This window comes from Aedoeadaptatus ivorii (assembly GCF_030815095.1).
GTDB lineage: Bacteria > Bacillota > Clostridia > Tissierellales > Peptoniphilaceae > Aedoeadaptatus > Aedoeadaptatus ivorii.
In genome coordinates, this window is sequence record NZ_JAUSWF010000002.1 from 118,693 (window position 1) to 142,815 (window position 24,123).

At 52.7% G+C, this 24,123-nt stretch carries 27 protein-coding genes, 1 tRNA gene and 1 other RNA gene; 22 read left to right on the top strand and 7 right to left on the bottom strand.

Annotated features, from left to right (window positions below):
* Positions 1-2 precede the first annotated feature (2 nt).
* The 12 genes from QO008_RS02345 to QO008_RS02400 all read left to right on the top strand — a co-directional run bounded on the left by QO008_RS02345 (position 3) and on the right by QO008_RS02400 (position 9,735).
* Positions 3-1,766, top strand: a complete 1,764-nt coding sequence (locus QO008_RS02345; RefSeq protein ID WP_307384002.1) for an ABC transporter ATP-binding protein — start codon at positions 3-5, stop codon at positions 1,764-1,766.
* 45 nt (positions 1,767-1,811) lie between these two features.
* Positions 1,812-2,161: a transfer-messenger RNA gene (ssrA, locus tag QO008_RS02350) on the top strand.
* 107 nt (positions 2,162-2,268) lie between these two features.
* Positions 2,269-2,529: a DUF4177 domain-containing protein gene (locus QO008_RS02355; protein WP_307384005.1), complete on the top strand. Its 261-nt coding sequence runs from the start codon at positions 2,269-2,271 to the stop codon at positions 2,527-2,529.
* A gap of 254 nt (positions 2,530-2,783) precedes the next feature.
* The gene (locus QO008_RS02360) at positions 2,784-3,896 is read left to right on the top strand and encodes an ABC transporter substrate-binding protein (RefSeq protein ID WP_126464837.1); all 1,113 of its coding nucleotides are present in this window, start codon (positions 2,784-2,786) and stop codon (positions 3,894-3,896) included.
* On the top strand, positions 3,896-4,717 hold the full coding sequence (locus tag QO008_RS02365) for an alkaline phosphatase family protein (protein WP_307384008.1): 822 nt from the start codon (positions 3,896-3,898) through the stop codon (positions 4,715-4,717). The genes QO008_RS02360 and QO008_RS02365 overlap by 1 nt, the downstream gene beginning before the upstream one ends.
* 16 nt (positions 4,718-4,733) lie before the next feature.
* Complete coding sequence (locus tag QO008_RS02370) at positions 4,734-5,594, top strand: ABC transporter permease (RefSeq protein WP_126464839.1); 861 nt, start codon at positions 4,734-4,736, stop codon at positions 5,592-5,594.
* Entirely contained in the window at positions 5,578-6,387 is an 810-nt protein-coding gene (locus tag QO008_RS02375) for an ABC transporter permease (RefSeq protein ID WP_164715178.1), read from the top strand. Before QO008_RS02370 ends, QO008_RS02375 begins: the two co-directional genes overlap by 17 nt.
* 1 nt (position 6,388) lies before the next feature.
* Positions 6,389-7,402 carry an ABC transporter ATP-binding protein gene (locus tag QO008_RS02380; RefSeq protein ID WP_126464841.1) on the top strand — a complete coding sequence of 338 codons (1,014 nt, stop codon included), beginning with the start codon at positions 6,389-6,391 and terminating at the stop codon, positions 7,400-7,402.
* Positions 7,403-7,553: 151 nt separating this feature from the next.
* Positions 7,554-7,629, top strand: a tRNA-Val gene (locus tag QO008_RS02385).
* Between the two features lie 299 nt (positions 7,630-7,928).
* Positions 7,929-8,714, top strand: a complete 786-nt coding sequence (locus QO008_RS02390) for a minor capsid protein (RefSeq protein ID WP_269471190.1) — start codon at positions 7,929-7,931, stop codon at positions 8,712-8,714.
* The gene (locus QO008_RS02395) at positions 8,707-8,910 is read left to right on the top strand and encodes a hypothetical protein (protein ID WP_126464843.1); all 204 of its coding nucleotides are present in this window, start codon (positions 8,707-8,709) and stop codon (positions 8,908-8,910) included. The genes QO008_RS02390 and QO008_RS02395 overlap by 8 nt, the downstream gene beginning before the upstream one ends.
* A gap of 627 nt (positions 8,911-9,537) precedes the next feature.
* A complete protein-coding gene (locus QO008_RS02400; protein ID WP_126464844.1) occupies positions 9,538-9,735 on the top strand; it encodes a hypothetical protein in 198 nt (65 codons plus the stop codon).
* Positions 9,736-10,010: 275 nt separating this feature from the next.
* Here QO008_RS02400 and QO008_RS02405 read toward each other — a convergent pair whose 3' ends face one another.
* Genes QO008_RS02405 through QO008_RS02430 form a run of 6 tightly spaced genes read right to left on the bottom strand, consistent with a single transcriptional unit; the run spans position 10,011 to position 13,788 of the window.
* Entirely contained in the window at positions 10,011-10,505 is a 495-nt protein-coding gene (locus QO008_RS02405) for a ferritin-like domain-containing protein (protein WP_126464845.1), read from the bottom strand.
* The gene (locus QO008_RS02410) at positions 10,495-11,052 is read right to left on the bottom strand and encodes a 2-oxoacid:acceptor oxidoreductase family protein (protein ID WP_126464846.1); all 558 of its coding nucleotides are present in this window, start codon (positions 11,050-11,052) and stop codon (positions 10,495-10,497) included. Before QO008_RS02410 ends, QO008_RS02405 begins: the two co-directional genes overlap by 11 nt.
* Positions 11,052-11,798 (bottom strand): thiamine pyrophosphate-dependent enzyme, encoded by a 747-nt coding sequence (locus QO008_RS02415; RefSeq protein WP_126464847.1) that lies wholly within the window; start codon positions 11,796-11,798, stop codon positions 11,052-11,054. Before QO008_RS02415 ends, QO008_RS02410 begins: the two co-directional genes overlap by 1 nt.
* A 1-nt stretch (position 11,799) precedes the next feature.
* Complete coding sequence (locus QO008_RS02420) at positions 11,800-12,858, bottom strand: 3-methyl-2-oxobutanoate dehydrogenase subunit VorB (RefSeq protein ID WP_126464848.1); 1,059 nt, start codon at positions 12,856-12,858, stop codon at positions 11,800-11,802.
* 13 nt (positions 12,859-12,871) lie between these two features.
* The gene (locus tag QO008_RS02425) at positions 12,872-13,093 is read right to left on the bottom strand and encodes a 4Fe-4S dicluster domain-containing protein (protein WP_126464849.1); all 222 of its coding nucleotides are present in this window, start codon (positions 13,091-13,093) and stop codon (positions 12,872-12,874) included.
* A gap of 11 nt (positions 13,094-13,104) precedes the next feature.
* Entirely contained in the window at positions 13,105-13,788 is a 684-nt protein-coding gene (locus QO008_RS02430) for a nucleotide-binding protein (RefSeq protein ID WP_126464850.1), read from the bottom strand.
* 205 nt (positions 13,789-13,993) lie between these two features.
* Here QO008_RS02430 and QO008_RS02435 point away from each other — a divergent pair, with 205 nt between their 5' ends.
* The 3 genes from QO008_RS02435 (at position 13,994) to hcp (ending at position 16,716) form a co-directional block, all read left to right on the top strand.
* On the top strand, positions 13,994-14,356 hold the full coding sequence (locus QO008_RS02435) for a hypothetical protein (protein WP_307384015.1): 363 nt from the start codon (positions 13,994-13,996) through the stop codon (positions 14,354-14,356).
* The gene (locus QO008_RS02440) at positions 14,343-14,993 is read left to right on the top strand and encodes a Crp/Fnr family transcriptional regulator (protein WP_307384018.1); all 651 of its coding nucleotides are present in this window, start codon (positions 14,343-14,345) and stop codon (positions 14,991-14,993) included. Before QO008_RS02435 ends, QO008_RS02440 begins: the two co-directional genes overlap by 14 nt.
* 103 nt (positions 14,994-15,096) lie before the next feature.
* The gene (hcp, locus tag QO008_RS02445; RefSeq protein ID WP_307384021.1) at positions 15,097-16,716 is read left to right on the top strand and encodes a hydroxylamine reductase; all 1,620 of its coding nucleotides are present in this window, start codon (positions 15,097-15,099) and stop codon (positions 16,714-16,716) included.
* Positions 16,717-16,769: 53 nt separating this feature from the next.
* Here hcp and QO008_RS02450 read toward each other — a convergent pair whose 3' ends face one another.
* The gene (locus QO008_RS02450; RefSeq protein ID WP_307384023.1) at positions 16,770-17,291 is read right to left on the bottom strand and encodes a guanylate kinase; all 522 of its coding nucleotides are present in this window, start codon (positions 17,289-17,291) and stop codon (positions 16,770-16,772) included.
* Between the two features lie 143 nt (positions 17,292-17,434).
* Between QO008_RS02450 and gap the strand changes: the two genes are divergently transcribed.
* Genes gap through gloA form a run of 7 tightly spaced genes read left to right on the top strand, consistent with a single transcriptional unit; the run spans position 17,435 to position 24,029 of the window.
* Positions 17,435-18,445 (top strand): type I glyceraldehyde-3-phosphate dehydrogenase, encoded by a 1,011-nt coding sequence (gap, locus tag QO008_RS02455; protein ID WP_126464855.1) that lies wholly within the window; start codon positions 17,435-17,437, stop codon positions 18,443-18,445.
* 43 nt (positions 18,446-18,488) lie between these two features.
* Positions 18,489-19,667: a phosphoglycerate kinase gene (locus tag QO008_RS02460; protein WP_307384029.1), complete on the top strand. Its 1,179-nt coding sequence runs from the start codon at positions 18,489-18,491 to the stop codon at positions 19,665-19,667.
* Position 19,668: 1 nt separating this feature from the next.
* On the top strand, positions 19,669-20,403 hold the full coding sequence (gene tpiA / locus QO008_RS02465) for a triose-phosphate isomerase (protein WP_126464857.1): 735 nt from the start codon (positions 19,669-19,671) through the stop codon (positions 20,401-20,403).
* A complete protein-coding gene (gpmI, locus tag QO008_RS02470; RefSeq protein WP_307384032.1) occupies positions 20,396-21,907 on the top strand; it encodes a 2,3-bisphosphoglycerate-independent phosphoglycerate mutase in 1,512 nt (503 codons plus the stop codon). The genes tpiA and gpmI overlap by 8 nt, the downstream gene beginning before the upstream one ends.
* A 9-nt stretch (positions 21,908-21,916) precedes the next feature.
* Positions 21,917-23,197, top strand: a complete 1,281-nt coding sequence (eno, locus tag QO008_RS02475; protein WP_307384034.1) for a phosphopyruvate hydratase — start codon at positions 21,917-21,919, stop codon at positions 23,195-23,197.
* A gap of 8 nt (positions 23,198-23,205) precedes the next feature.
* On the top strand, positions 23,206-23,649 hold the full coding sequence (locus QO008_RS02480; RefSeq protein WP_126464860.1) for a SixA phosphatase family protein: 444 nt from the start codon (positions 23,206-23,208) through the stop codon (positions 23,647-23,649).
* Positions 23,646-24,029 carry a lactoylglutathione lyase gene (gene gloA / locus QO008_RS02485; protein ID WP_307384037.1) on the top strand — a complete coding sequence of 128 codons (384 nt, stop codon included), beginning with the start codon at positions 23,646-23,648 and terminating at the stop codon, positions 24,027-24,029. Before QO008_RS02480 ends, gloA begins: the two co-directional genes overlap by 4 nt.
* Positions 24,030-24,123: the final 94 nt, after the last annotated feature.

Below are 24,123 nucleotides of genomic sequence, written 5' to 3' on the forward strand. Positions count from 1 at the left end.
CTATGACTTTTCTCGATCGCTTGCGGGCCATTCGCCCGTACTTTACGCCTTATCGGGGCATTCTCTTTACCGACCTGCTCTGCGCGGGGCTCACCACGGTGTCGGAGATTGCGCTTCCGATCATACTCCGCCACTTGACCAATCTCGGCGTCAAAGACATTGGGCTCATTACGCCGGATTTGATCCTGAGGCTCGCGGGAATCTTTCTGGTCATCAAAATCATAGAGATCGTCGCCGCCTACTATATGACCAATATCGGCCATATGATGGGGGCGAATATCGAAAAGGATATGCGCAGAGACGTCTACAACCATTTGCAGACCCTGAGTGCCTCCTTCTACAACGATATGAAGGTGGGCCAGATTATGAGCCGCATCACCAACGACCTCTTCGACATCACCGAATTTTCGCACCACGCGCCGGAGGAATATTCCATCGGCGTCTTAAAAGTCGTCGCGACCTTCCTAGTCCTCGCCTCGGTGCATTTGCCACTTACCGTATTTTTATACCTTATGATTCCGATCATGCTCATCGCCGCCCGCAAATTCCGGTTGCAGATGCTTTCGGCACAGAGAAAACAGCGGCAGATGATGGGGAATTTGAACGCCACCATCGAAGACTCCATTTCGGGGATTCGCGTCACCAAGAGCTTTGCCAACGAAGGGATCGAACAAGAGCGCTTCGAAAACGAAAATATGCGCTTTTTAGAGACCAAGCGGGAATTCTACAAATCCATGGCGGGCTTTAATGCCGTCACCCGCAACTTCGACGGCATTATGTATTTGATCGTCATCATCGGCGGCGGCTTCTTTATGATGGCCGGCGAGATCCTACCCGGCGATATGGTCGCCTATATTATGTATGTTTCGACCATGGTACAGACCGTGCGCCGGCTGATCGACTTTACCGAGACCTTCCAAAAAGGACTCACCGGCATCGAGCGCTTTCAAGAGATTATGTCCATCGAAAGCGACGTCGTCGATCCGGCGGACGGCGTGGTACTCAAAGACCCCGAAGGCGCCATCGAGTTTCGGGATGTCGACTTCGCCTACGAGGGGAAATTCCCCGTATTGGAGGACTTTTCGCTTTCCATCCGCCCCGGCGAAAACGTGGCACTGGTGGGCCCCAGCGGATCGGGCAAGACCACCATCTGCAATCTGATTCCGCGGTTTTACGACGTGGATGCGGGGGCCGTCACCGTCGACGGCATCGACGTGCGCGAGATTACCCTCAACAGCCTTCGGCGCAATATCGGCATGGTGCAGCAGGATGTGTACCTCTTTAATACCAATATTATGGAAAACATCCGCTACGGCCGGCCCGAAGCCACCGACGCCGAGGTAAGGGAGGCGGCCAAACTCGCCAACGCCTACGACTTTATTATGAACCTCGCCGAGGGATTTGAGACCTTTGTGGGCGAGCGCGGCGTCAAACTGTCCGGCGGGCAGAAACAGCGCATTTCCATCGCGCGGGTATTTTTGAAAAACCCGTCGATCTTGATCCTCGACGAGGCGACCAGCGCACTGGATAACGAGAGCGAGATGATCATTCAAAACTCCCTCGAAGAACTCACTGCCGGGCGCACCACCATCACCATCGCCCACCGCCTCTCGACCGTCGAAAACGCCGACACCATCCTCGTGCTTCAAAAAGACGCGGGCATCGTAGAACAGGGCAACCACCGAGAGCTGATGGCAAAGCAGGGCCTGTATCATCACCTCTACACCAAGGGCGGCGATTTGGAAGCAGGTTTCGAAAATCGGTAAATTTGACAAATATACAATCGTCGGGTATCATAAGTAGATACCCATGGGGACGAAATGGCTTCGACGGGGATTCGGAAGCCGGAGTAGCAAGCCGTTGATGAGTCAGGCAACGTTAAAATGGCTCAAAACTTTAAATGCTAACGACAACAACGTAGCACTGGCAGCGTAAACACGCTACCCACGGAACCGAGAGGTCCACGGCTCGGGGAAGTGTCAATTCAGTGGAGAAACGCGCTCGGTCAAGCTTTGCCCCGAGAACGGAATCTATGAAGCTACCTTATAGACGAGTTTTGTTTTTCCCTCGTGTATAGGGGAAATTTCAGGAAAAACTGAGCTTGGAGAAACTCCGGTGGAAGGATTTTCGGACGCGGGTTCGACCCCCGCCGTCTCCACCAAATCAAAAAGGCCGTGTGGCAATATACTGTCACGCGGCCTTTTTCTATGCTCTCGGTTTCGCTATGCGTTTCGATTTGATATACTGCGCTCTATAAGGAGGTACTTTATGACGGAAGATATGAAAAGAGAATCCAGCTATTCGGTCGCATCTGGCCAAGACTTGCCGTATGTGGTCTTACAGGTGACGCTGAAAGAAAAGTTTATCGGCACCGGATCCGGCAATCTGGTCGAATTGGAAGAGGTCATCAACGAACAGGCGGCAAAAGGCTACCGGCTGCATACCATGACCACCAGCCACGGCGGCAGTACCGGCTTGCTCGGCGGCGATCGAATCCAGGCGACACTGGTGTTCGAGGCGATCCGATAAAGGATGCGCCGCAATCTATAAAAGATATACATTTCGATTGGCGGGATCGCAGATTTGCGGTCTCGTTTTTTTGTGCAGAAAGACAAAAAATTATCATTCCGAAATTTACCGAAAAATAACTGTACCTTAACTTTTGAATGATGGGGATAAAACAAGGAGCAGATACACTGGGAGCCGATGTATAAAGTTGCGGTATACGCAAAATCGGATCCACGCGCGGCGCGATACGACGCGGGGGCATATGAGGAGGAATTATGAAAAACTGGAAGCGAAGCCTCGCGGTAGGCGGATTGGGAATGATGATGTTGTTGACGGCGTGCGGTGGAAGCGGCGCAAAAGAGGCCGAGAAACCGGTGGATCTCTCTTCGATCAGCGTGGAAGAGCTCGAAAAGAAGGCGAAGGAAGAAGGGGAAATCCAATCCATCGGCATGCCCGATGCATGGGCTAACTGGAAGGACACCTGGGATCAGATTTCCGAGAAGTATGCCCTGAAACACACCGATACGGATATGAGTTCCGCCGAAGAGATCGCCTTGTTTGAGCAAGAAAAATCCAATCCCACCAAGGATATCGGCGACGTGGGCCAAAGTTTCGGGCCCGTCGCCGAAGAAAAGGGCGTCTCCGCCAAGTACAAGACCTCGTACTGGGACAAGGTACCCGATTGGGCAAAAGACGACGACGGCGACTGGATTATCGCGTACTACGGCACCATCGCCATCATTACGAATACCACCAAAGTGGCGAATCCGCCCAAATCCTTTGCCGACGTACTGGAAGGGGACTATAAGGTCTCGATCGGCGATGTCAACGCCGCTACCCAGGCACAAAACGCCCTCCTTTCCGCGGCCATCGCCAATGGCGGAGACGAGAAGAATCTGCAACCGGGCTTCGATTATTTCGCCAAGCTCGCAGAGCAGGGCCGTTTGGACCTCTCCGATCCCTCCGTGCAGCGACTGGAGAAGGGCGAGGTGGAAGTCGCCTTCGTATGGGACTTTAACGGTCTAAACTACGCCAAACAAGTGGAAGAAAGCAATCCGAATCTAAAATTCGAAGTCACCATCCCCTCCGACGGGGCGGTGCAATCCGGGTATTCCACGATCATTAACGCCAGGGCGCCCCACCCCCATGCGGCGGCATTGGCGCGGGAATACATTCTTTCCGACCAGGGACAGATCAATTTGGCAAAGGGGTACGCCCGTCCCATTCGCGACGATGTGGAATTGCCGGCGGATGTCAAGGACATGCTCCTGGACGATTCGCTGTATGCCAAGGCACAACCCATTAAGGATATGAAGGCATGGGATGAGGCGGCGAAGGGACTCGGCCAAAAATGGCAGGCCGAAGTCCTTACCAAGGCAAAGAAGTAATGGAGAAACTGATTCTAATCGTACTGGACGGGCTAAATGCACAGACCGCTTTTCGCCATATGGGCTATTTGGAATCCCTCGCCGAGGCGGGTTTGTGTGCCACCTACCGGGTGATCTCCGAGCTGCCGGCGATGTCGCGTCCTCTGTATGAGACCATTCAGACCGGCCTCGCGCCGCGCGAGCACGGCATTACCAACAACGGCATTCCCAAGAGAAGCGGCGAAGAAAATATATTTTCCATTGTGAGACAGGCAGGCGGTGTAACGGCTGCCTGTGCCTATTCGTGGGTCAGCGAGTTGTATCACCATACGCCCTTTCGACCGAGCGAAGATCGATTTTTTGCAGATGGCGAGGGGGAGATCGCATTGGGTTCGTTCTATTGGAACGACAAATATCCCGACGACCATCTCTTTGCCGACGCGCATTATTTTATCAAAACATATGCACCCGAATATCTCCTGCTGCACCCCATGAATGTAGACGATGCGGGCCACGCCTACGGATCGGACGCGGCGGAATATGCCTTTGCGGCGGCAAATGTCGACGTGGCACTCAGCGATTATTTGCCGCTGTGGCGGGAGGCGGGCTATCAGGTCGTCGTGACCGCCGATCACGGCATGAATCCGCTCCGCTTTCACAACGGCGCATCGGATGCGGAGCGGATTGTCCCGCTCTATATCTTTTCGGAAAAAATACTGCCCGGCGATTTTCGCGATCAACAGCGGTCGCAACGGGAGGTGGCGCCCCTCTGCCTGTATCTGTTGGGGCTTTCCCCTTCGAAAAAGATGATCCCCATGGGGTTTGCCCGCCGTTCTATGTAAAAGGAAAGGATCGAAAATGAGAACCGACGCAAAACTTCCGCTCCTATTGTTCCTCCCCTTCGGGGTGTTGGCCCTCTTTTATATTCTCCTGCCTCTATTTTCTATTCTGTGGAAAAGCTTTTTCGACAATGGCGGTGCCTTTATCGGGATGTCCAATTATGGAGAGATTTTTTCGAATCCCTACTATTTTATGGGCATCGCCAATTCCCTGAAAGTATCGTTCTTTAGTGCGCTTATCGGCCTGATTCTCGATTTTATGGGCGCCTATGTGATTTATAACAACGAAGGCGTCTTAAAAAAGGTATTTTTGAATGTCCTCAATATGACGTCGAATTTTCAGGGCATTCAGCTCGCCTTCGCCTTTATGATCATCCTGGGCAATTCCGGCGTGCTGGTGCTCTTGGGCCAGGCTTTGGGTTGGAGCTTTCTCGCCGATTTCGACCTCTACGGCACCAATGGCCTGCTCCTCACCTTTATCCACTTTCAGATTCCTTTGGGCACGCTGCTCTTGTACCCGGCATTCGCCATGATCCAGGACGAATACAAGGAAGCGGCGCAGCTTTTAAAGACCGGTACCCTTCGTTTTTGGCTGTATATCGGCATTCCCATTCTATCGCCGGTGCTCTTCGGCACCTTCTCGATTCTGTTTGCCAACGCATTGGCGGCCTACGCCACCCCCTATGCGCTGTTGGGGAACAACTACCCCCTTATGCCGATTCAAATCTCCTCTATGTTTACGGGGGATATCGTGCAGCAGCCGGGAACCGGGAGTGCCCTTTCGGTGATTATGATATTGATCATGCTCTTGGTAAATGGCTTGGGATTGCTCGCCGGTAGCAATCGAGAGGGGAGGGAAGTCCGTGAAGAAAAACAGTAAACTGCTCGATATCCTCGCCTTTGTGGTGATCGGCTTATTTTTGATACTGCCGCTCTTTATGACCGTGGTGTATAGCTTTTTCAGGGATTTTACCAAGATCATACCACGGGAATTTACCTTCGATTTTTATCGGGAACTGTTTACCGCCACAGAGATATGGCCGGTGTTGATCCGCACCGTCTTGATCTCCGTCCTCCCCGTCTTGATTACCGTAATGATTATGCTCCTCGCCCTATATGCGGCCCGGGTTTACTATCCCAAAGCGGAAGTCATCATGGATGCGGTCTCCAAAATCCCGTACGGGATCCAGGGCGTAATTATGGCGGTTTCCTTGATCGTCTTATACGGCAATTCCGAGAACTTTTACGGCAATCGGATCTTTCTGCTCGTCTGCTCCTACTGCGTGTTAATCTGCCCGTATATGTATCAGGGCGTCAAAAACACCCTGACCGCCATCGATATGACGCCTATGCTCGAGGCGGCGGAAATCCTCGGCGCCTCTTCTCTCCGCACCTTTGTGACCATTATTGTACCCGCCGCCTATCGGGGACTCTTGGCGACGATGCTCCTCTCGGCGGGACTGTTGTTTGCGGACTTTGTGCTCGTAAATATATTGGCGGGTTCCTATTATGAGACCCTGGGCATCTTCCTCAATCGCATGCTCAGCGTTTCCGGTCCCACCGCCGCCGCCATTTCTACGATTATGAGTGTGGTAATGCTGGCGCTTTCCGCCCTGGTCAACCACTTGAACGCACGACAATCGTCCCCGCAAAACGGGAGTAAGGAGAACTAAGATGAGTTATATCGCATTTGAAAACATACAGAAGAGCTATGACGGCACCCACTATGTGCTCAAAGACATCAATCTCGAAATCCAAAAAGGGGAGCTCCTCACCCTCTTGGGCCCCTCCGGTTGCGGAAAATCCACATTGCTGCGTTGTTTGGCGGGATTTAACCGCGTCGATCACGGTACCATCCGCATCGGCGATAAGATCGTCAACGATCTCGCGCCCGGGGAGCGAAATGTGGGGATGGTATTTCAGTCTTATTCGCTCTTTCCCAATATGAACGTAGAAAACAATATCGGCTTCGGGCTGAAAATGCAGAAGATGCCCAAGGAAACCATACGAAAAAAAGTCGCCGAAATGATCGAAATCGTCGGCCTTAAGGGGCGGGAACATTATGCGCCGTCCCAACTTTCCGGCGGGCAAAAACAGAGAGTCGCCCTGGCGCGGGCGCTGGTCACCGAGCCCCGCGTGCTCCTATTGGACGAGCCGCTTTCCGCCATCGATGCGCAGCTGCGAAAGAGCCTGCAAAAATCCATCCGAAACATTCAACAGCAACTGAACATCACCACCATATTCGTCACCCACGACCAGAACGAAGCCATGCTGATGAGCGACCATATCACCATCTTAAACGACGGGAGAATCGAGCAGATCGCCACACCCATCGACCTCTACACGCGGCCCCGTACGGAATTTGTCGCCAACTTCGTCGGCAACTACAATGTCCTGCAGCCACAGGCGTTCGAAACCATGACCGGCGAGACGAGGACGGGCGCCGTCGCCATTCGTCCCGAGGCGATCCAAATCGTGGGCGAAGACACGCCCCAAAAGGACGACTACATTCGCCTGGTGGGGCGGGTGCGCGACCGCATTCCCAAGGGAAATCTGTTGGAGTATTTGGTAGAAAGCAACGGAATCGTCCTGAAAATCGATACCCTCTTTCGCACCCACAATCTCTACGAGCCGGGCGAAGCGGTCGGCGTCGAGTTCGAACGGAGAAATGTGCTGGATCTGGAATAAGTAGGCGACAGAATCCCGAAAAGACCAATGCCGGCCCTACGAGAACTTAACCCGAACACCGCATGGGCATAACAAAACCGAATCCATATGACGGAATTGTAAAATAGTGCTTGCAATCTGTCGGCGACCTTGGTAAACTATATTGTGCTACGGAGAGTTAGCTCAGTTGGTAGAGCGCTACGTTGACATCGTAGAGGTCGCTGGTTCAAGCCCAGTACTGTCCACCATTTGTATAAACGGCTAGTTGCTGCTAACGTTGCAATTTAGCCGTTTTTTCGCGTTTTCATAACTTTGGTTTTTGTTATTTGCGGCTGCTTTTTGCTGGTTTTGCATCGTCTCAGAACATCATGGCGCGCACATCAACGCCGTACAAAAGCAAATGCAGAAAGTGCACCGAGATCAGTTGCGGCGACGATGTGGCCAACGAACCGGGAAAGGACAAAAAGCATGCGGCGCGCACACTACATCACACGGAAACGACCTATTTGAAAGCATAGCTGACCTGCTTATGTAAAAAAAGCTGGGCATTAAGGAATATGAATTTTTGGCCACCCTAGATATGAAGACCAGTGCAATATGCCGTTCTATGGACGGCAAGCACTTTCCTATTGACGAAGCTATGCCGGGCGTAAACTATCCGCCTATGCATCCGAGATGCCGATCGACTACGATCACCTACAGGGAGAACAAAGACGGAAAGACGAGGACAGCGAGAAGCGAAGACGGGAAGAGCTATGATGTGCCTCTCGATATGAATTACGAAGAGTGGCATAAGACCTATGTAGAGAACGATCCGGAATATTTGGCTAAGGAAAAAGCATGGAAGAACCGTCATGGTGACAGAAAGCAATATGAGAATTACATTGAAGCGATAGGAAAAAAGAACGTACCCTCTAGCTTTGATAGCTTCCAAAAATTAAAGTATAATAATACGAAAGAGTGGGAGCAATTAAAGCATTATAAACGTTCAATAAAAAGTGGTGAGTTGACGTCATTTGCAGATTTTAAGTTATATAAAGATGTATCTAAAGAGATAGACGAAAAACTGATAGGGCTAAAGACATCAGATGGTGTTGTGATAAATAAGAAATCTAAGCATTTCATCAATAGGGTGATTGGTTCTGTAGAACAAAAGAGAAATGGAGTGGATATTGAACACGCGATACGAATATTGTCAACCCCCGATGACATTAAGAGGCTCAAACATAGTACGAGGTATAGCATAATGGGTGTTGGGTCTGTGTCTGTTAATCCGAAAACTGGTAAATTGATTCAAGTAAATCCATTAGGAGGTCGCAAGAAAAATGATTAACATCACTGAGCTTCAAAAGAATGAATTGAGTAAGGATATTAACAACCTTGAAGAATTATTGAATAACGGCGACTTGGATAAGTTATTGTTAGCGATTGATGAGTTATTTTTGTCAAATCTCGATGAAAATGACGAGCCCACAGAAAAGGCTATGAAATACCAACGGCTATATGATCAAATATACAACCAAAACTAAAAGCACATCTTACGGTATAGCTGGTGTGCTTTTTTGATGCAGTAAAACAAGGTTGCAACTTACAGGCGTGCACTGTAAGGGGCGAAAGGAGCAGAAAGATGAAGAAGAATTGGAACAAACTGAAGTGATTTTATGACTTAAGAGAAGAAAAGAGCCGGAAAGTGGGCAACGCCTTTGAGCAAGTAGTAATTGTATAGAGGCGAGGCACGTCAATGCAAAATCCTGGGTAAACAGGAACCGGCCGAAGTGCCTCGTTTATGGTTGTAAAAATTATCCAAATCCTCAATCAATTACTTAAAATGGTTGCATAATCATAACACGCGTGTCATAATTCATATAGAAAGTGAGGTGAGAAAGTGATAGAAATCGCTTAGGGGTATGGATCCCAAAAGCAATTAACGGGTGCCAACAAATACAAGTTAAAAGCTTGCGATCATAAAGCTAGAATTGAAATGGCTTAAGGGTGGGGGTTAATTCCCTACCCATAAGAAAGTTCTATCACATGGAAAATGTTAAATCACTTACTCAATCTATTGCTCTTCGTCTCGATTTTGGTGTGCATCGCTTTATTCATTAAAAATGGAAAGTTGCAGGAAGAAAAGAAAAGACTAGAAAAGGAGCTTGAGCGTGAACAACGAAAGAAAGACAAGTGATGCTCAAATTCGAGCGTCAAGAAGATGGGAAGAAGAAAATCCGGAGAAGAAAAGGTATCAGCGCGTCAGGAGCAACGCCCGTACGTTTGCTCGGAAATATGCCAGGTCTCGCGAAGAAGTAGAGGAGCTACTTGGTATTTTTGATGAAGAAAATTCGAACGCCACAAAATAAGAGTCCGGAGGTGCGTCCGGATTTCAAAAAGTACATCCTATCGTCCCTATCAGCCCCCAGTTTAGAGGGGTGCTCGATTATAAACGGCTTCACTAGTGATTTATAGGGGTTTAATGATTGGTTCAGTTTCAGTACTGTCCACCATATTTGAAACGGCGTAAGGTGTGTTCTATGTCGTTTAAGGCGTCCCTTATTCGAAGTGCAGAGGATGCGCCCAAATAAGCGCACAAAAAAACGCCTCCGAAGAGGCGTTTTTGTCGCGTTTACAGTACTTTTTAGTACGGTGCGAAGTTTTGCATATTCCACCATTCTTGTTGGTAGATTTCATATTGGGTACGCAGGGTTTCCAAGTGGGATTGTTCCCATTTTACGAGGATGTCGAAGAGGTGCTTGGATTCTTCGCTTTCGACTTTTGCCTTTGCGTCTTCGTAGAAGGTCACGGAGTCTTTTTCCATGTTCATGCCTACGGAGAATACGGTTACGGCCAAGCGTACCATGTCTTCATCCAATTTGTCCCATTTGAAGATACCGGGAGAAGGAACTTCTTCTTTTAATTTTTCCGGATCGTAGTTGATTGCCTTGCTGTCGTCGATGATTTTTTCGGACAGGGAACGAAGGTATTCGATGTGCTCTTCTTCTTGTCTTGCGAGGTCCAACAGCGCGTCCTTCGTAGAGGAGGAAGCGAATTTGTCGGCTGCGAGTTTGTAGAATTCTGCACCTTCGACTTCGTTCAGCATTGCCTGTCTGAGGATTTCAACTTCATTTCGCATTTACAATCTCCTTCATTTTTTCTCCACCAAACTTCAAGGCTTCCAAGTTGGATTTCATAACTTTTTCGCCCTTCTTACCGTAGAGTTTGTCTACCGCTTTTTCCAAAGCGCCTTGGCTGACCATGCCGGTGATTTCGTTGAATGCGCCGATCATGATCATGTTGAGAACGCGAGGGTTACCGAATTTTTCGGTTAGACCGTTGACCGGGAGCAAGTGCGAGTTGATGTCGCCTCTGGTCGTGTCTTTGTTGACCAGGGAGCTGTTGATGAAAATGTGTCCGTCGGGAACGACATAGGACTCGAATTTGTCCAAGGAAGGTTCGTTCATGGCGATGACGGCGTCGGCTTGTGCGATGTTGGGCGCGCCGATGGGATCATCGGAAAGAATGACGGAGCAGTTTGCCTTACCGCCGCGCATTTCGGGGCCGTAAGAGGGCAACCAGGATACGTTTTTGTCGTCGAACATGCCGGCATAGGTCAACAGTTGGCCGATGCCCATAACACCTTGTCCACCGAAACCGGATACGATAACTCTTTTCGTAGTCATTATAGATCCTCCCCGTTGCGCAGATTTCCTAAGGGATAGTAGGGAATCATGTTGTCTTCTAACCATTTCAATGCTTCTGTCGGAGGCAGACCCCAGTTGGTCGGGCAGGTAGAAAGAACTTCTACGATGCCGAATCCCGTGCCTTCGAGTTGCAGTTTGAAGCATTCCATAATCGCCTTTTTGGCCTTGCGGATGTTTGCGGGCGTGTTGACGGCAACGCGTTCGACGAATTTAGCGCCGTTGATGGTTGCGAGCATTTCGGCGATGCGGATGGGACGTCCGGCCCAAGCTTCGTCGCGGCCGTAGGGGCTGGTGGTAGTCTTTTGGCCGACCAAGGTGGTGGGCGCCATTTGACCGCCGGTCATGCCGTAGATGGCGTTGTTGACGAAGATGGTGGAAATGTGTTCGCCTCTGTGGGCGGCTTGTACGATTTCGCCCGAGCCGATGGAGGCCAAGTCCCCGTCACCTTGGTAGGTGAAGACGAATTTGTCGGGGGTGGAGCGCTTGATACCCGTAGCGACTGCCGGTGCACGGCCGTGTGCAGCTTCGAACATGTCGCAGTTAAAGTATTTGTAAGCGAGTACGGAACATCCTACCGGTGCGATACCGATGGCATTGCCCGTCAGGCCGAGTTCTTCCAGACATTCAGCGACCAATTTGTGCACTACGCCGTGGGTACAACCGGGGCAGTAGTGGGTCGGCATATCGGTGAGTGCTTTGCTTCTGGTGTAGAGTAGTTTTTCCATTTTACGCCTCCAATAGCTTTAAGGCCACTTCTGCGATTTCTTCCGCGGAAGGAATCATACCGCCTTGGCGACCATAGAATTCTACGGGCAGTTTACCGTTAACGGCGAGACGTACGTCTTCGACCATTTGACCTTGGTTCAATTCCACGTCGAGGATGACCTTACAGTCTTTGTTGATCTTTTCGTACGCTTCGCTGGGGAAGGGCCACAGAGTAATGGGGCGGATGAATCCGACTTTGTAGCCTTTTTCCTTGAGGATGTCTCCGGCGGAACGGCAGATACGGCTGGTGGTACCGAAAGCGGTAAATACGATGTCCGCATCTTCTACGTCGATGACTTCGACGCGTTTTTCCTTGTCGGAGATTTCTTTATATTTTGCGATCAGCTTCTTGTTGTGGGCTTCGAGCTCTTCGGGAGAGAGGTAGAGGGAGTTGATGATGTGGGGCTCTCTTTCGCCCTTGGTTCCCATTGCCGCCCAGTCGGAGTGATCGTAGGTGGTGACTTCGTGTTCTTCGAATTCAACCGGTTCCATCATTTGTCCGAGCATACCGTCGCCACAGAGGATAACCGGGGTGCGGTATTTGTCGGCGAGGTCGAAACCGAGGTGAATCAGATTTACCATTTCCTGAATGGATGCCGGTGCGAGGGTGATGGTGCGGTAGTCACCGTTTCCGCCGCCGCGGGTGGATTGGAAATAGTCCGTTTGCGAAGGTTGAATGGATCCGAGACCCGGGCCCCCACGCATCATGTTGACGATCATGCAGGGCAGTTCGGATGCGGCGATATAGCTGATTCCTTCTTGCATCAGAGAAACCCCGGGAGAAGAGGAACTGGTTGCCACGCGGGTTCCGGTACCGGCGGAACCGTAGAGCATATTGATCGCGGCGACTTCGGATTCGGCTTGTAAGAAAGTACCGCCGATCTTCGGCAACTCTCTCGCTAAGTACTCGGGAACTTCGGATTGCGGGGTGATGGGGTATGCAAAGAACGTTTTGCATCCTGCGGCGATCATAGCCGCGCCGACTGCTTCGTTACCTTTGATTAAAACTTTTTCAGACATTCTATGACTCCTTTCACTCTTCTATGCGGTAGACGCTGATTACAGAGTCAGGGCAGATGATCGCACAGCTTTGGCATGCGATACAATCTTCCGGATTTTTCGCATAGGCGGGTCTGTAGCCCTTCGGGTTCAATTCATCGGTTTTGAGAGCCAAAACATCTTTCGGGCAGACCGATACGCAAAGACTGCAGCCTTTGCAGTAATCTTGATCGAAAGTGACTTTTCCTTTTGCCATATTTTTCCTCCTTATAGCATCCATTGATCCCTAAAATAGAGATCGATGGGAAGAATATAGAGATCGGGGAAATGTGCCTGTACTTCGGGCACCAACTCGCGCTTGCAGACCGTACCCAATAGGGGCAGGCCCGTAATGTCGCTGACCTGTTCGGCGAGGTCTAAGCCGCCGATGACGTCTTCGGCCGTGGTGTCTTTGAGGAAATGCGAGGTATTGAACAAGCCGGTAATTTGGGTATGGCTCGTCGCCTGGGTCATTTCCATAAATTCGATCACCTGTTCCGGCGTCTTGGTCTCCGGACGGTTGGAGTTGATGACGAAGATCTGTTCGTATCCCGTTTCCTCCAAGGTGGGGTAGTAGCGGGCGAGGGCACGTGCACCGGAAGGATTGCCGCCGACGTCGATAATGACGCGACCGTGACCGCTAGCGATGGCGGCATCGATGGCCGGGTCCAACGCGGGGATGTCCAAGGTCTTTGCCTTTGTCGCGGTGTAGAGGGCCTTGATGCCGTGTTCCTCGAGAAACGTATCCTTATCCCGAATTCGGAAGTACGTATTGATGATATCGAGGTCGACGATCGTCACCTGTTCTCCCTGTTCTGCGAGCTGTAAGCCTAAGTTGATGGACATTTCTGTCTTACCGCTGCCGAAGTGACCGGTAATGATAAGAATCCTGTGATGCTTCTTCCAATCCATATTTTCTTCCTTTCTTAAAAGAATCGCAGCAAGAAAACGTTTACACTACGGTACAATGTTTTCCGGCTAAGATCAATATACCATAGAATCGGAAAATGGGAAAGCCTTACTAAAGTTTTTTCACTGCAAGGCGCGAAAGTTTGAGGATTCGACAAAATGGATATGAACTAAATTGTCGGAAAGTATATTGGGAAAGGGTTGGACGATGAATCGCAATAAACGAGAATATAACAGAGCTACACGAGAATTATACAGTTTTCCCCGCGGGAAAACCGCCACTAAGGACGAAGGGGAATCCATACAAGCGGTACGCGCCTACCGCCGCCGTCGTCGTTCGGTGACGCTGTGGTTGCCGGCGGCGCAGATGCCGCTTACGATCGGCAGTCTCGTGCTGAAAAGTGCGGTATACGGGACGAAAAAAAGCTTTTCCGTCGCAAAATACGTGCAAAGGATGCACGGGGCCTTTCGCAGACCCGCCCTTGAGGTGAAAGACCTGGATCTTGCGATCCAAAGGACCAATGCGTCGCTCAGAAAACAGCGGAAGGAAACCGATATTGACGGCAGATAGCATGCTTTTTCGCGGCATCGACGACTCGAAGCGCGAACGCCTATTGCGGGAACTGGGCGCCGAACGCAGGCATTACGCCGCAGACAGCTATATTTTTCACCAGGAAGAGGAGAGCGCGGGGGCCTATATTTTGCTCGCGGGCTCGGTGGAGGTGGAGCGGATCTCGGCATCGGGACGGCGGCAGATGATCAACCGCTTTACCGAGCCGGGCACGGTGTTCGGCGAGGTATATACCTTTTTGGAGGATCATCCCTACGATTTCGGCTGCGTAAGCCGCAAGGAATCGGAGGTGTTGTTTTTGCCCAAGACCGCCTTTGACCGGAGAAACGGCGAAATCGCCGACCGATTGGTGCGCAATATGCTCGCAATTATGTCGCAAAAGGCGTATTTTTTGAATCTGAAGATGCTGGTACACAGCGCCGGGAGCATTCGGAAGAAGATTATCCTCTATGTATTGCACGAAAATCCGGAGGGCGAGGGGATGCTTCCCTTAAATCGAGAGGAACTCGCGGAGTATTTGGCGGTGCCGCGGCCGAGCCTTTCCCGCGAACTCGGAAAGATGCAGCGGGAGGGACTGATTCGGACGGAAGGAAAGTATGTGCGGTTCGATCCCGAGGTGTTGGAAGAATTTTTGTAAAAGAGGACAAAGGGTAACATTAGTTACGGTACAGAAAGAAGATTGGTTGTATAATCGAAGCATCGAATGGAGCTATGCAACAAAAGAAACCGGGAGGTAGTATATGTTTTGTTATCAATGCCAAGAGACCGTAAGAAACAAGGGTTGTACCGTAAAGGGCGTCTGTGGAAAGACCGCCGAGGTGGCCGATCTGCAAGACGTTTTGATCTATGTAACCAAGGGATTAGCGCAGGTGTATAATCGCCTGGGCGAAAAGAATGTCGAAGTCGAGGACCGCATCGCCGACAATTTGTTTACGACGATTACCAATGCGAATTTCAACCCCGAAAAGGTAGAGGAATTTATCGTAGATACTTTGGATATGAAAAAGTCGCTCCTCGCTTCTATCGACGATCTCGAAAGCCTGCCGAAAGAGGCCGGATTCGATATGCGCGACGGATTGAGTGAAGCGGCGAAGGCGGAATACATCGGCGTGCTCGCCACCGAAGACGAGGACGTGCGTTCCCTGCGCGAGCTGATTACTTACGGCCTGAAGGGCATGGCGGCCTATATCCGCCACGCCAATGTGCTGGGGTATCGAGACGACGACGTCCACGCCTTTATGGCGGATGCCCTCGAAAAGATCACCGACGACAGCCTAAACGTCGAGGATTTGGTGAATTTGACCCTCCAAACCGGCGAACACGGCGTCAAGGCCATGGCGCTCTTGGACGCAGCCAACACCGGCCGTTACGGCCATCCGGAGATTACCGAGGTCTCGCTCGAACCCAGAGACAATCCGGGCATTTTGATTTCGGGCCACGACCTGGGGGATATGGAAGCGCTGCTGCAACAGACCGAAGGCACCGGCGTAGATGTATACACCCACTCGGAAATGTTGCCCGCGAATTACTACCCCGCCTTTAAGAAGTACGACCACTTCGTCGGCAATTACGGCGGCAGCTGGTGGCACCAACGGGAGGAGTTTAAGAGCTTTAACGGCCCGATTTTGATGACGACCAACTGTATCGTTCCCCCGAAGGACGACAGTTATATCGACCGCTTATATACCACCGGCGTCGCCAGCTATCCCGGCGCGACCTTTATCGAAGGCGAGCTCGGAAAGGACAAGGACTTCTCGGCGCTGATCGAGCAGGCAAAGAACTGCCCGGCGCCCGAAAAGATCGAAGAAGGCACCATCGTCGGCGGCTTTGCCCACAACCAGGTATTTGCCCTGGCGGATAAGGTGGTGGATGCGATCAAAAGCGGCGCTATCTCGAAATTCGTCGTCATGGGCGGCTGCGACGGCCGCCAAAGCGATCGCCTGTACTACGAAGAATTTGCCAAGGCGCTCCCCGATGATACGGTGATCCTCACCGCGGGCTGTGCGAAGTATCGCTACAACAAGTTCCACCTCGGCGACATCGACGGCATTCCCCGCGTATTGGACGCCGGTCAGTGCAACGACTCCTATTCCTTGGCGGTAATCGCCCTAAAGCTCAAGGAGATCTTCGGGCTCGAAGACATCAACGAGCTGCCCATCGTCTATAATATCGCCTGGTACGAACAAAAAGCGGTGATCGTATTCTTGTCGCTGTTGGCTTTGGGCGTAAAGAATATCCACCTCGGACCGACACTGCCGGCATTTTTGAGCGAAAATGTGGTCAAGGTTTTGGTAGAAAACTTCCAAGTTTCCCCCATTACGACGGTAGAAGAAGACATTAAAAAACTCATTACGGCATAAACGCGATTTCAAAAGGCAAGGCGCAAAAGCGCCTTGCCTTTTTTGTGTGCAGGCTATATGCGTGTAAGCACGCCTTCGATATAGGTTTCGATCGTCTGTCGGATCGCATCCTCGCGGCCCGAGGCGTCGACGATCAGATCGCAGCGGCGATTGTCGATGCGCTCCGGCAGAAAACGGCCATTTTCTTTTCGGGCGAGGAGGCGCTGTGTACGCGCCTTCTCTTCGATGACAAAACAGATGCGCTTCGCCCCCATCGCCTGCACTTCCTTTGCGCCCGTATCGTCCAATACGACGACGGCGTGCCTGTTTTTGTCTTGAACCAGCGCATCGAGATCGGTCTTGGGAATGCCGTAGCAGGCGCCGTGGATTTCGGTGGTGGCGAGGAGGGCGCCGGCGCATTTTTTCTTAGAAAAGGCTTCGGCGGAGAGAAAATAATAATCCGCGCCGTCGATCTCGCCCGGGCGCGGCGGCCTCGTGGTGGCGGTGATCAATCGGAAGAAATCCGGTCGTTCGGCGAGGAATTCCGCCTGGGTGGTTTTTCCGGAGCCGGAGGGCCCCTGTATGACAAATAGCATAATCACTTCCTATCTTTCGGTTCCGTATCGCATAGATACCCTCTTTCTGATATGATGGAAACGTCGGCTCATCGTGTACTTTTTCCCGAGATGGGTATACTAGTACAGAACTTTATAAATACAGAAAACATAAGGAGGATACAATGACGATTCGTGTAGGGGTGAACGGTTTCGGCCGCATCGGAAGAGACGTAATTCGAGGTATTCTGTTGCGCGAGGAACTTCCCTTTGAGCTGGTGGCACTCAATGCCAGCGGAGACTGGACGCTGATGGCCCACTTATTCAAATACGACACGGTATATCGCAAATATCCCGGCGACATTCAGGTTGTCGACAAGGGATTCGAAATCGACGGCAAGCTGATTACGATTACGGACCAACGCGATCCCGCGCAAATCCCCTGGAAGGATATGGGCGTGGATTTGGTGATCGACACCACCGGCGCTTTTAAGGACAAAGAAGGCGTACAAAAGCACTTCGACGCCGGCGCGAAAAAGGTCATCGTCACCGCACCCACCAAGGGCGAAGACATTACCATCGTAATGGGCGTAAACCACGATCAATATGATCCCGAAAAGCACCACTTCCTTTCCAATGCTTCTTGCACCACCAACTGCATGGCACCGGTGACCAAGATCATTATGGACAACTTCGGCATCGAAAAGGGCATGATGACTACGGTACACGCCTATACCAACGACCAAAACATCCACGACGCAAAGCATAAAAAAGACTGGAGACGCGCCCGCGCCGCAGCGGAAAATATCATTCCCACCTCCACCGGCGCCGCCAAGGCGGTGGCACAGGTGTTGCCCGAGCTCGAAGGCAAATTGAACGGCTATGCGCTCCGCGTGCCCGTTCCCACCGGCTCCATCACCGATATGGTATTCGAACTCTCCAAGCCCGCGACGGCAGAAGAGATCAACGCCAAAGTGAAAGAAGCGGCGGAAGGTCCCATGAAGGGCTATTTGGAATACACCGAAGATCCCATCGTATCCAGCGACATCATCGCCAATCCCCACGCTTCGATCTTCGATGCGTCCCTGACTTTGGCACAGGACAATTTCGTTAAGGTATTTTCCTGGTATGACAACGAATGGGGATACAGTCAAAGAGTCATCGACTTGGCAAGCTTGGTTGCAGAGAAGATGTAATACGGGTCGAGCTCTTACGGGCTCGATTTTTCTTGGAGGAATCATGAATTTAAAATCTATGGACGTAAAGGGAAAGCGCGTACTCTTGCGGGTGGACTTTAACGTCCCCGTAAAGGACGGAAAAGTAACCGACACCACCCGTATCGAAGCGGCAAAACCCACCATCGACCATCTGCTGAAAGCGGGCGCGGCGGTGATCCTGATGAGCCACCGCGGACGACCCAAGGGAGAATACAAAGAAGAATTCTCGATGGAACCGGTGCGCAAGGCCGCCGAGGAGATTCTCGGACAAACGATCGCGCCGTTTTTCTCGGGGGTCGTGGTAGACGACAATGTGCGCAAGATGGCAAAAGAACTCGCACCCGGCGAGCTCGCCATGCTGGAAAACCTCCGCTTTCGAAAAGAAGAGGAAGCCAACGACGCATCCTTTGCTGAAGAGCTGGCATCCATCGCCGATTTGTATGTAAACGACGCATTCGGCACCGCCCATCGCGCCCATGCGTCCAATGTGGGCATCGCCTCGAAGCTCCCCTCCGCCTTGGGCTTTTTGATGGGAAAAGAAGTGGAAGTGCTTTCGAATCTCGTCGAAAACCCCGAGCGTCCGTTTGTCGCGATCCTGGGCGGCGCCAAGGTATCGGATAAGATCGGCGTCATCGAGAACTTGATCGAAATCGTCGATTCCGTGCTAATCGTCGGCGCCATGGCGAACACCTTTTTGTTGAGCCAAGGCTACGATATGGGCGCCTCTTTGGTAGAAAAAGAGCAGACCGAACTCGCCGAGCGCCTGATGAAAAAGGCGCGAGAAAAGGGCGTGGACCTGCTCCTCCCCGTGGATCTCGTGGTGGCGAAGGGGATCGATCGTCCCGATACGGCTCGCGCGGTAAAGCCGGGGGACATCGCCCCCGACGAAATGGCATTGGACATCGGAGAAGAGACCGTCAAGGCATACGGCATGATCCTCGACGGGGCGAAGAGCGTGGTGTGGAACGGTCCCGCCGGCGTATTCGAAACCGAGCCCTTTGACGCGGGGACCTTCGCTTTGGCGAAGATCCTCGGCGATTTGGACGCCAATGTGGTGATCGGCGGCGGCGATTCCGCGGCGGCGATCACTCGATCCGGGCTGGAAGAGAAGATGAGCCATATTTCCTCCGGCGGCGGGGCGAGCCTGGAATTTTTGGAAGGCAAGAAATTGCCGGGCATCGCCGCCATTGAAGAGGTGTAAGATGAGAAAACTTTTGATCGCAGGAAACTGGAAAATGAACACCACCGTTTCGGAGGGAGAGGCGCTCGCCAAAGCTCTCAGCGCCTACGATTCCGATGCGGTAGAGATGATGGTCGCACCGCCCTTTACCCATTTGGACCGAGTGGGTGCGGTCTTAAAAGACAGCAAAATCGCCATGGGCGCCCAAAATATATCCGCCGACGGATTCGGCGCGCACACCGGGGAGATCGCCGGCGAAATGCTCGCCGATCTGGGCATGCGCTATGTCATCGTGGGCCACAGCGAAGCCAGAGGACGGGGAGAAGACGACGCCCTGATCCGCGAAAAGGCGAAGCGCGCTCTGGAATGCGGCCTCGTGGCGGTGATTTGCTTCGGCGAAAGCGCGGAGATTTACGCCACCGACGAGCGGGTTGCGTTTTTGAAGCGTCAGGTCGCCGAAGCGCTCAAGGGCGCGGATGCCAATGCGGAAGTCGTCCTCGCCTATGAACCCATTTGGGCGATCGGCACCGGAAAGACCGCCGACGGCGACGACGCCGATGCGGTGATCGGAGAAATCCGCGCTTCTCTACCCGAAGGCATGCGCGATTCGGTGCGCATCCTCTACGGCGGGAGCGTAAAGGCCGCCAATGTGGCGTCTTTTGTATCGAAAGAAAATATCGACGGCGTATTGGTGGGTGGCGCGAGCTTAAAGGCCGACGAATTTATGAAGATCGCAGACGAGGCGAGCCATGTCTAAACCGTTTCTGCTCGCCATCTTAGACGGTTACGGCCTCAGCGAACCGGGCCCGTATAATGCCTGTACGACGGCAAAGACCCCGTGCCTCGACGCCTTAATGCAAAATGGCTTTGCCACGCTGGATCCTTCCGGCGAGGCGGTGGGCCTGCCGGCCGGGCAGATGGGAAACTCCGAGGTGGGGCACACCAATATCGGCGCTGGTCGCATCGTCTATCAGGAGCTGACCCGCATTTCGAAAGAGGCGCGGGAAGGAAAGCTCGCCCTGAACCCCGTGGTAGGAGAGGCCATGCGGCGGGCAAAAAAAAGCGCCCTGCATTTGGTGGGACTGGTGAGCACCGGCGGGGTGCATTCCCATAAGGACCACCTGTATGCGCTTTTGCAAATCGCCAAGGACGCGGGCGTAGAAAAAATCTATATCCACGGCATTTTGGACGGTCGCGACGTGGCGCCCACTTCCGCCAAAGAAGAGATCGACGCTTTGCGCGCTTATACCGAACAAATCGGCGCCGGGGAATTGGTGAGCCTGGTGGGCCGCTTTTACGCCATGGACCGCGACAATCGATGGGAGCGGGTACAAAAGGCATACGATCTCTTTGTAAAAGGCGAGGGCGTCGGCTTTACCGACACCGATGTGCTCTTCGATGCGGCCTATGCACGGGGCAATACCGACGAATTCTTCGAACCGGCGGTAAAACTTTCCGGCGGTTTGCCCGTGGGACGCATCGAGGACGACGATGTGTTTTTGTTCTTCAACTTCCGTCCCGACCGGGCGCGGGAGATCGTGCGCGCCTTTGCCGATCCGGATTTCGTAAGCTTTCCGCGGGATCCGAACCCCTCGGTCTATGTGGTCACGATGACCCGCTACGACGAGAGCATTCCCAATACCCATGTCATCTACCCGAAAGAAGTCTTGTCGGACACCTTGGGCGAGGTGCTGGCGAAAAACGGCCTGCGGCAGATGCGCATCGCCGAGACCGAAAAATACGCCCACGTCACCTTCTTTTTAAGCGGCGGCAGAGAGACGCCCTTTCCCGGTGAGACGCGGATTCTGATCCCTTCGCCGAAGGTGGCGACTTATGATCTACAGCCCGAGATGCGGGCGAAGGAAGTGGCGGATCTTTTGATCGAAGGCATCCAAAAGGATTTGGCGGATGTATATGTCGTCAACTTCGCCAATCCCGATATGGTCGGCCACACCGGCATTATGGAAGCGGCCACCAAGGCGGTAGAGGCGGTGGATGCGGCCCTTGCGCGCGTGCTCGAAGCCCTCGAAGAAAAGGGCGGCGAGGCGCTCATTACCGCCGATCATGGCAACTGCGAAGTGATGCGCGATGAAACCGGAAACCCCGTCACCTCCCACTCTACCAATCGCGTAGCGCTCCTGCATGTGGGTAGCGACCGCGCATTGAACGACGGGATTCTCGCCGACATTGCGCCTACGATTTTGGCGGCATTGCACATTCAAAAACCCGAGGCGATGTCGGGACATAGTTTATGGAAATAAGGAGAAGATATGAGCAGTATCATTGAAGTCTACGGAAGAGAAGTCCTCGACAGCCGGGGCAACCCCACCGTCGAGGTAGAAGTACACACATCCATGGGCGGCTTCGGCCGGGCGATCGTGCCCTCCGGCGCGAGCACCGGGGAATACGAAGCGGTGGAACTCAGAGACGGGGGCGAGCGCTACCTGGGTAAGGGCGTAGAAAATGCCGTTCGCAATGTAAACGAAAAAATCTCCCAGGAAATTTTGGGCTTCGACGTACTGGATCAGCTGGGCGTGGACGAAGCGCTCCTCGCCCTCGACGGCACCGAGAACAAGACAGCCCTCGGCGCCAATGCCATCCTCGGGGTCTCCCTCGCCACGGCGCGCGCCGCCGCCGACGAACTGGGCCTGCCGCTGTACCAATACATCGGCGGCATCAGCGCCCGCACCTTGCCCGTTCCCATGATGAACATTCTTAACGGCGGGGAACACGCCGACAACAATGTAGACATTCAGGAATTTATGATTATGCCCGTGGGCGCGGCAAACTTTAAGGAAGGCTTGCGCATGGGCGCCGAAGTCTACCACAGCCTGAAGAAAGTCATCAAGGACAAGGGGCTTTCCACCGGCGTCGGCGACGAAGGCGGATTTGCCCCCAATCTGGGAAGCAACACCGAGGCGCTGGAGCTGATCGAAGAATCGGTGAAGGCGGCGGGTCTTGTGCCCGGCGAGGACATCGTATTTGCGCTGGATGTGGCGGCTTCGGAACTATATGATGCCGAAAAGGACCGCTATGTACTTTCGGGCGAAGGGCGCGAAATGCGCGCCGAGGATATGGTCGCCTGGTACAAGGAAATCACCGATCGATTCCCCGTAAAAAGCATCGAAGACGGCCTGGACGAAAACGACTGGGAGGGTTGGAAGCACCTCACCGAAGTCCTGGGCGATACGGTGCAGTTGGTGGGCGACGATTTGTTCGTCACTAATGTAAAACGGCTGAAAAGGGGTATCGATGAAAGCGTAGGAAATTCGATTCTGATCAAGTTAAACCAAATCGGAACCCTCACGGAGACCATCAATGCGGTCGAGACCGCCAAGCGCGCGTCTATGACGGCCGTGATCAGTCACAGAAGCGGCGAGACGGAAGATTCGACCATCGCCGATCTCGCAGTCGCCTTAAATGCCGGGCAGATTAAGACCGGCGCACCTGCGAGAACCGATCGCGTGGCAAAGTACAACCAGTTGCTGCGCATCGAAGATGAGTTGGGCTATTTGGCGCGTTACGAGGGGAAAGACATATTTAAGAAATAGAGGCAGCTATGATTCTATATTTAATGCGACACGGAAAGGCCGAAGCCGTCGCCGAGCGCGACGAAGACAGAGCTTTGGTGAAAGAAGGCGTCTTTCAGGCGGAGGACACCGCCGAGGCGTTTCTGCGCAGGGAATGGCCCCTGCCCCAAAAGATTATCGTATCGGAATACCGACGTGCCGTAGAGACGGCGGAGGTCGTCGCCCAAAAACTCGGCGTACACGATGTGAAGGTCGTCGATTACAAAGACGCCACCAGATGGCGCAATATGAAGACCTATATCACCGACGAGCCGATTCTTTTTATCGGCCATCAGCCGAGCCTGGGCATGGTCATCGAAGAGATCACCGGCGAATCGGTATCGGTTAAAAAGGCGAGTTTGCACCGCATCGAGTACGATCCCGATCGCGATCGGGGCGAGTATATCGACAAAATCGAAAGGGTGAGAAAGTGAGATACGCACATACCTGTATTCGGGTAAAGGACTTGGAAGCGTCCATCCTCTTTTATCGAGAGGCGCTGGGGTACGAGATCACGCGCGAAAAGGACCACAGCGAAAACGGCTTTAAGCTGGTGTATATGGCCCTTCCCGGCGACAATTCCGAACTGGAGCTCACCTATAATATCGGCCACGACGCCTACGAGATCGGCGACGGCTACGGCCATGTGGCGGTTCTTGCGGACGACTTAGAAGCGGAACACGCCCGCATCAAAGCCGCCGGCTATCCGGTGACCGAACTCAAGGGACTGCCCGGCGAGGCGACGCGATATTTCTTCGTCACCGATCCCGACGGATACAAGACCGAAGTGATTCGGGCACAGTCGGAAATCTAAGAATCGGCAAATGGCCGTCGGTAGCGTATTTTCAAGGAAAATATGGTACAATAAGTCCGCTAAGAGAATATTCTCTTAGCGTTCTTATTGTAGA

Excerpts from the sequence above, each read along its gene's own strand:
- QO008_RS02480 (WP_126464860.1), top strand. The coding sequence starts at position 23,206 with ATGATTCTATATTTAATGCGACACGGAAAGGCCGAAGCCGTCGCCGAG.
- QO008_RS02370 (WP_126464839.1), top strand. The coding sequence starts at position 4,734 with ATGAGAACCGACGCAAAACTTCCGCTCCTATTGTTCCTCCCCTTCGGG.
- QO008_RS02345 (WP_307384002.1), top strand. The coding sequence starts at position 3 with ATGACTTTTCTCGATCGCTTGCGGGCCATTCGCCCGTACTTTACGCCT.
- gpmI (WP_307384032.1), top strand. The coding sequence starts at position 20,396 with ATGTCTAAACCGTTTCTGCTCGCCATCTTAGACGGTTACGGCCTCAGC.
- QO008_RS02425 (WP_126464849.1), bottom strand. The coding sequence starts at position 13,093 with ATGGCAAAAGGAAAAGTCACTTTCGATCAAGATTACTGCAAAGGCTGC.
- QO008_RS02450 (WP_307384023.1), bottom strand. The coding sequence starts at position 17,291 with ATGCTATTTGTCATACAGGGGCCCTCCGGCTCCGGAAAAACCACCCAG.
- QO008_RS02365 (WP_307384008.1), top strand. The coding sequence starts at position 3,896 with ATGGAGAAACTGATTCTAATCGTACTGGACGGGCTAAATGCACAGACC.
- QO008_RS02410 (WP_126464846.1), bottom strand. The coding sequence starts at position 11,052 with ATGACTACGAAAAGAGTTATCGTATCCGGTTTCGGTGGACAAGGTGTT.
- QO008_RS02430 (WP_126464850.1), bottom strand. The coding sequence starts at position 13,788 with ATGGATTGGAAGAAGCATCACAGGATTCTTATCATTACCGGTCACTTC.
- QO008_RS02380 (WP_126464841.1), top strand. The coding sequence starts at position 6,389 with ATGAGTTATATCGCATTTGAAAACATACAGAAGAGCTATGACGGCACC.
- gap (WP_126464855.1), top strand. The coding sequence starts at position 17,435 with ATGACGATTCGTGTAGGGGTGAACGGTTTCGGCCGCATCGGAAGAGAC.
- QO008_RS02420 (WP_126464848.1), bottom strand. The coding sequence starts at position 12,858 with ATGTCTGAAAAAGTTTTAATCAAAGGTAACGAAGCAGTCGGCGCGGCT.
- QO008_RS02435 (WP_307384015.1), top strand. The coding sequence starts at position 13,994 with ATGAATCGCAATAAACGAGAATATAACAGAGCTACACGAGAATTATAC.
- QO008_RS02415 (WP_126464847.1), bottom strand. The coding sequence starts at position 11,798 with ATGGAAAAACTACTCTACACCAGAAGCAAAGCACTCACCGATATGCCG.
- tpiA (WP_126464857.1), top strand. The coding sequence starts at position 19,669 with ATGAGAAAACTTTTGATCGCAGGAAACTGGAAAATGAACACCACCGTT.
- QO008_RS02355 (WP_307384005.1), top strand. The coding sequence starts at position 2,269 with ATGACGGAAGATATGAAAAGAGAATCCAGCTATTCGGTCGCATCTGGC.
- eno (WP_307384034.1), top strand. The coding sequence starts at position 21,917 with ATGAGCAGTATCATTGAAGTCTACGGAAGAGAAGTCCTCGACAGCCGG.
- QO008_RS02460 (WP_307384029.1), top strand. The coding sequence starts at position 18,489 with ATGAATTTAAAATCTATGGACGTAAAGGGAAAGCGCGTACTCTTGCGG.
- QO008_RS02405 (WP_126464845.1), bottom strand. The coding sequence starts at position 10,505 with ATGCGAAATGAAGTTGAAATCCTCAGACAGGCAATGCTGAACGAAGTC.
- hcp (WP_307384021.1), top strand. The coding sequence starts at position 15,097 with ATGTTTTGTTATCAATGCCAAGAGACCGTAAGAAACAAGGGTTGTACC.
- QO008_RS02360 (WP_126464837.1), top strand. The coding sequence starts at position 2,784 with ATGAAAAACTGGAAGCGAAGCCTCGCGGTAGGCGGATTGGGAATGATG.
- QO008_RS02395 (WP_126464843.1), top strand. The coding sequence starts at position 8,707 with ATGATTAACATCACTGAGCTTCAAAAGAATGAATTGAGTAAGGATATT.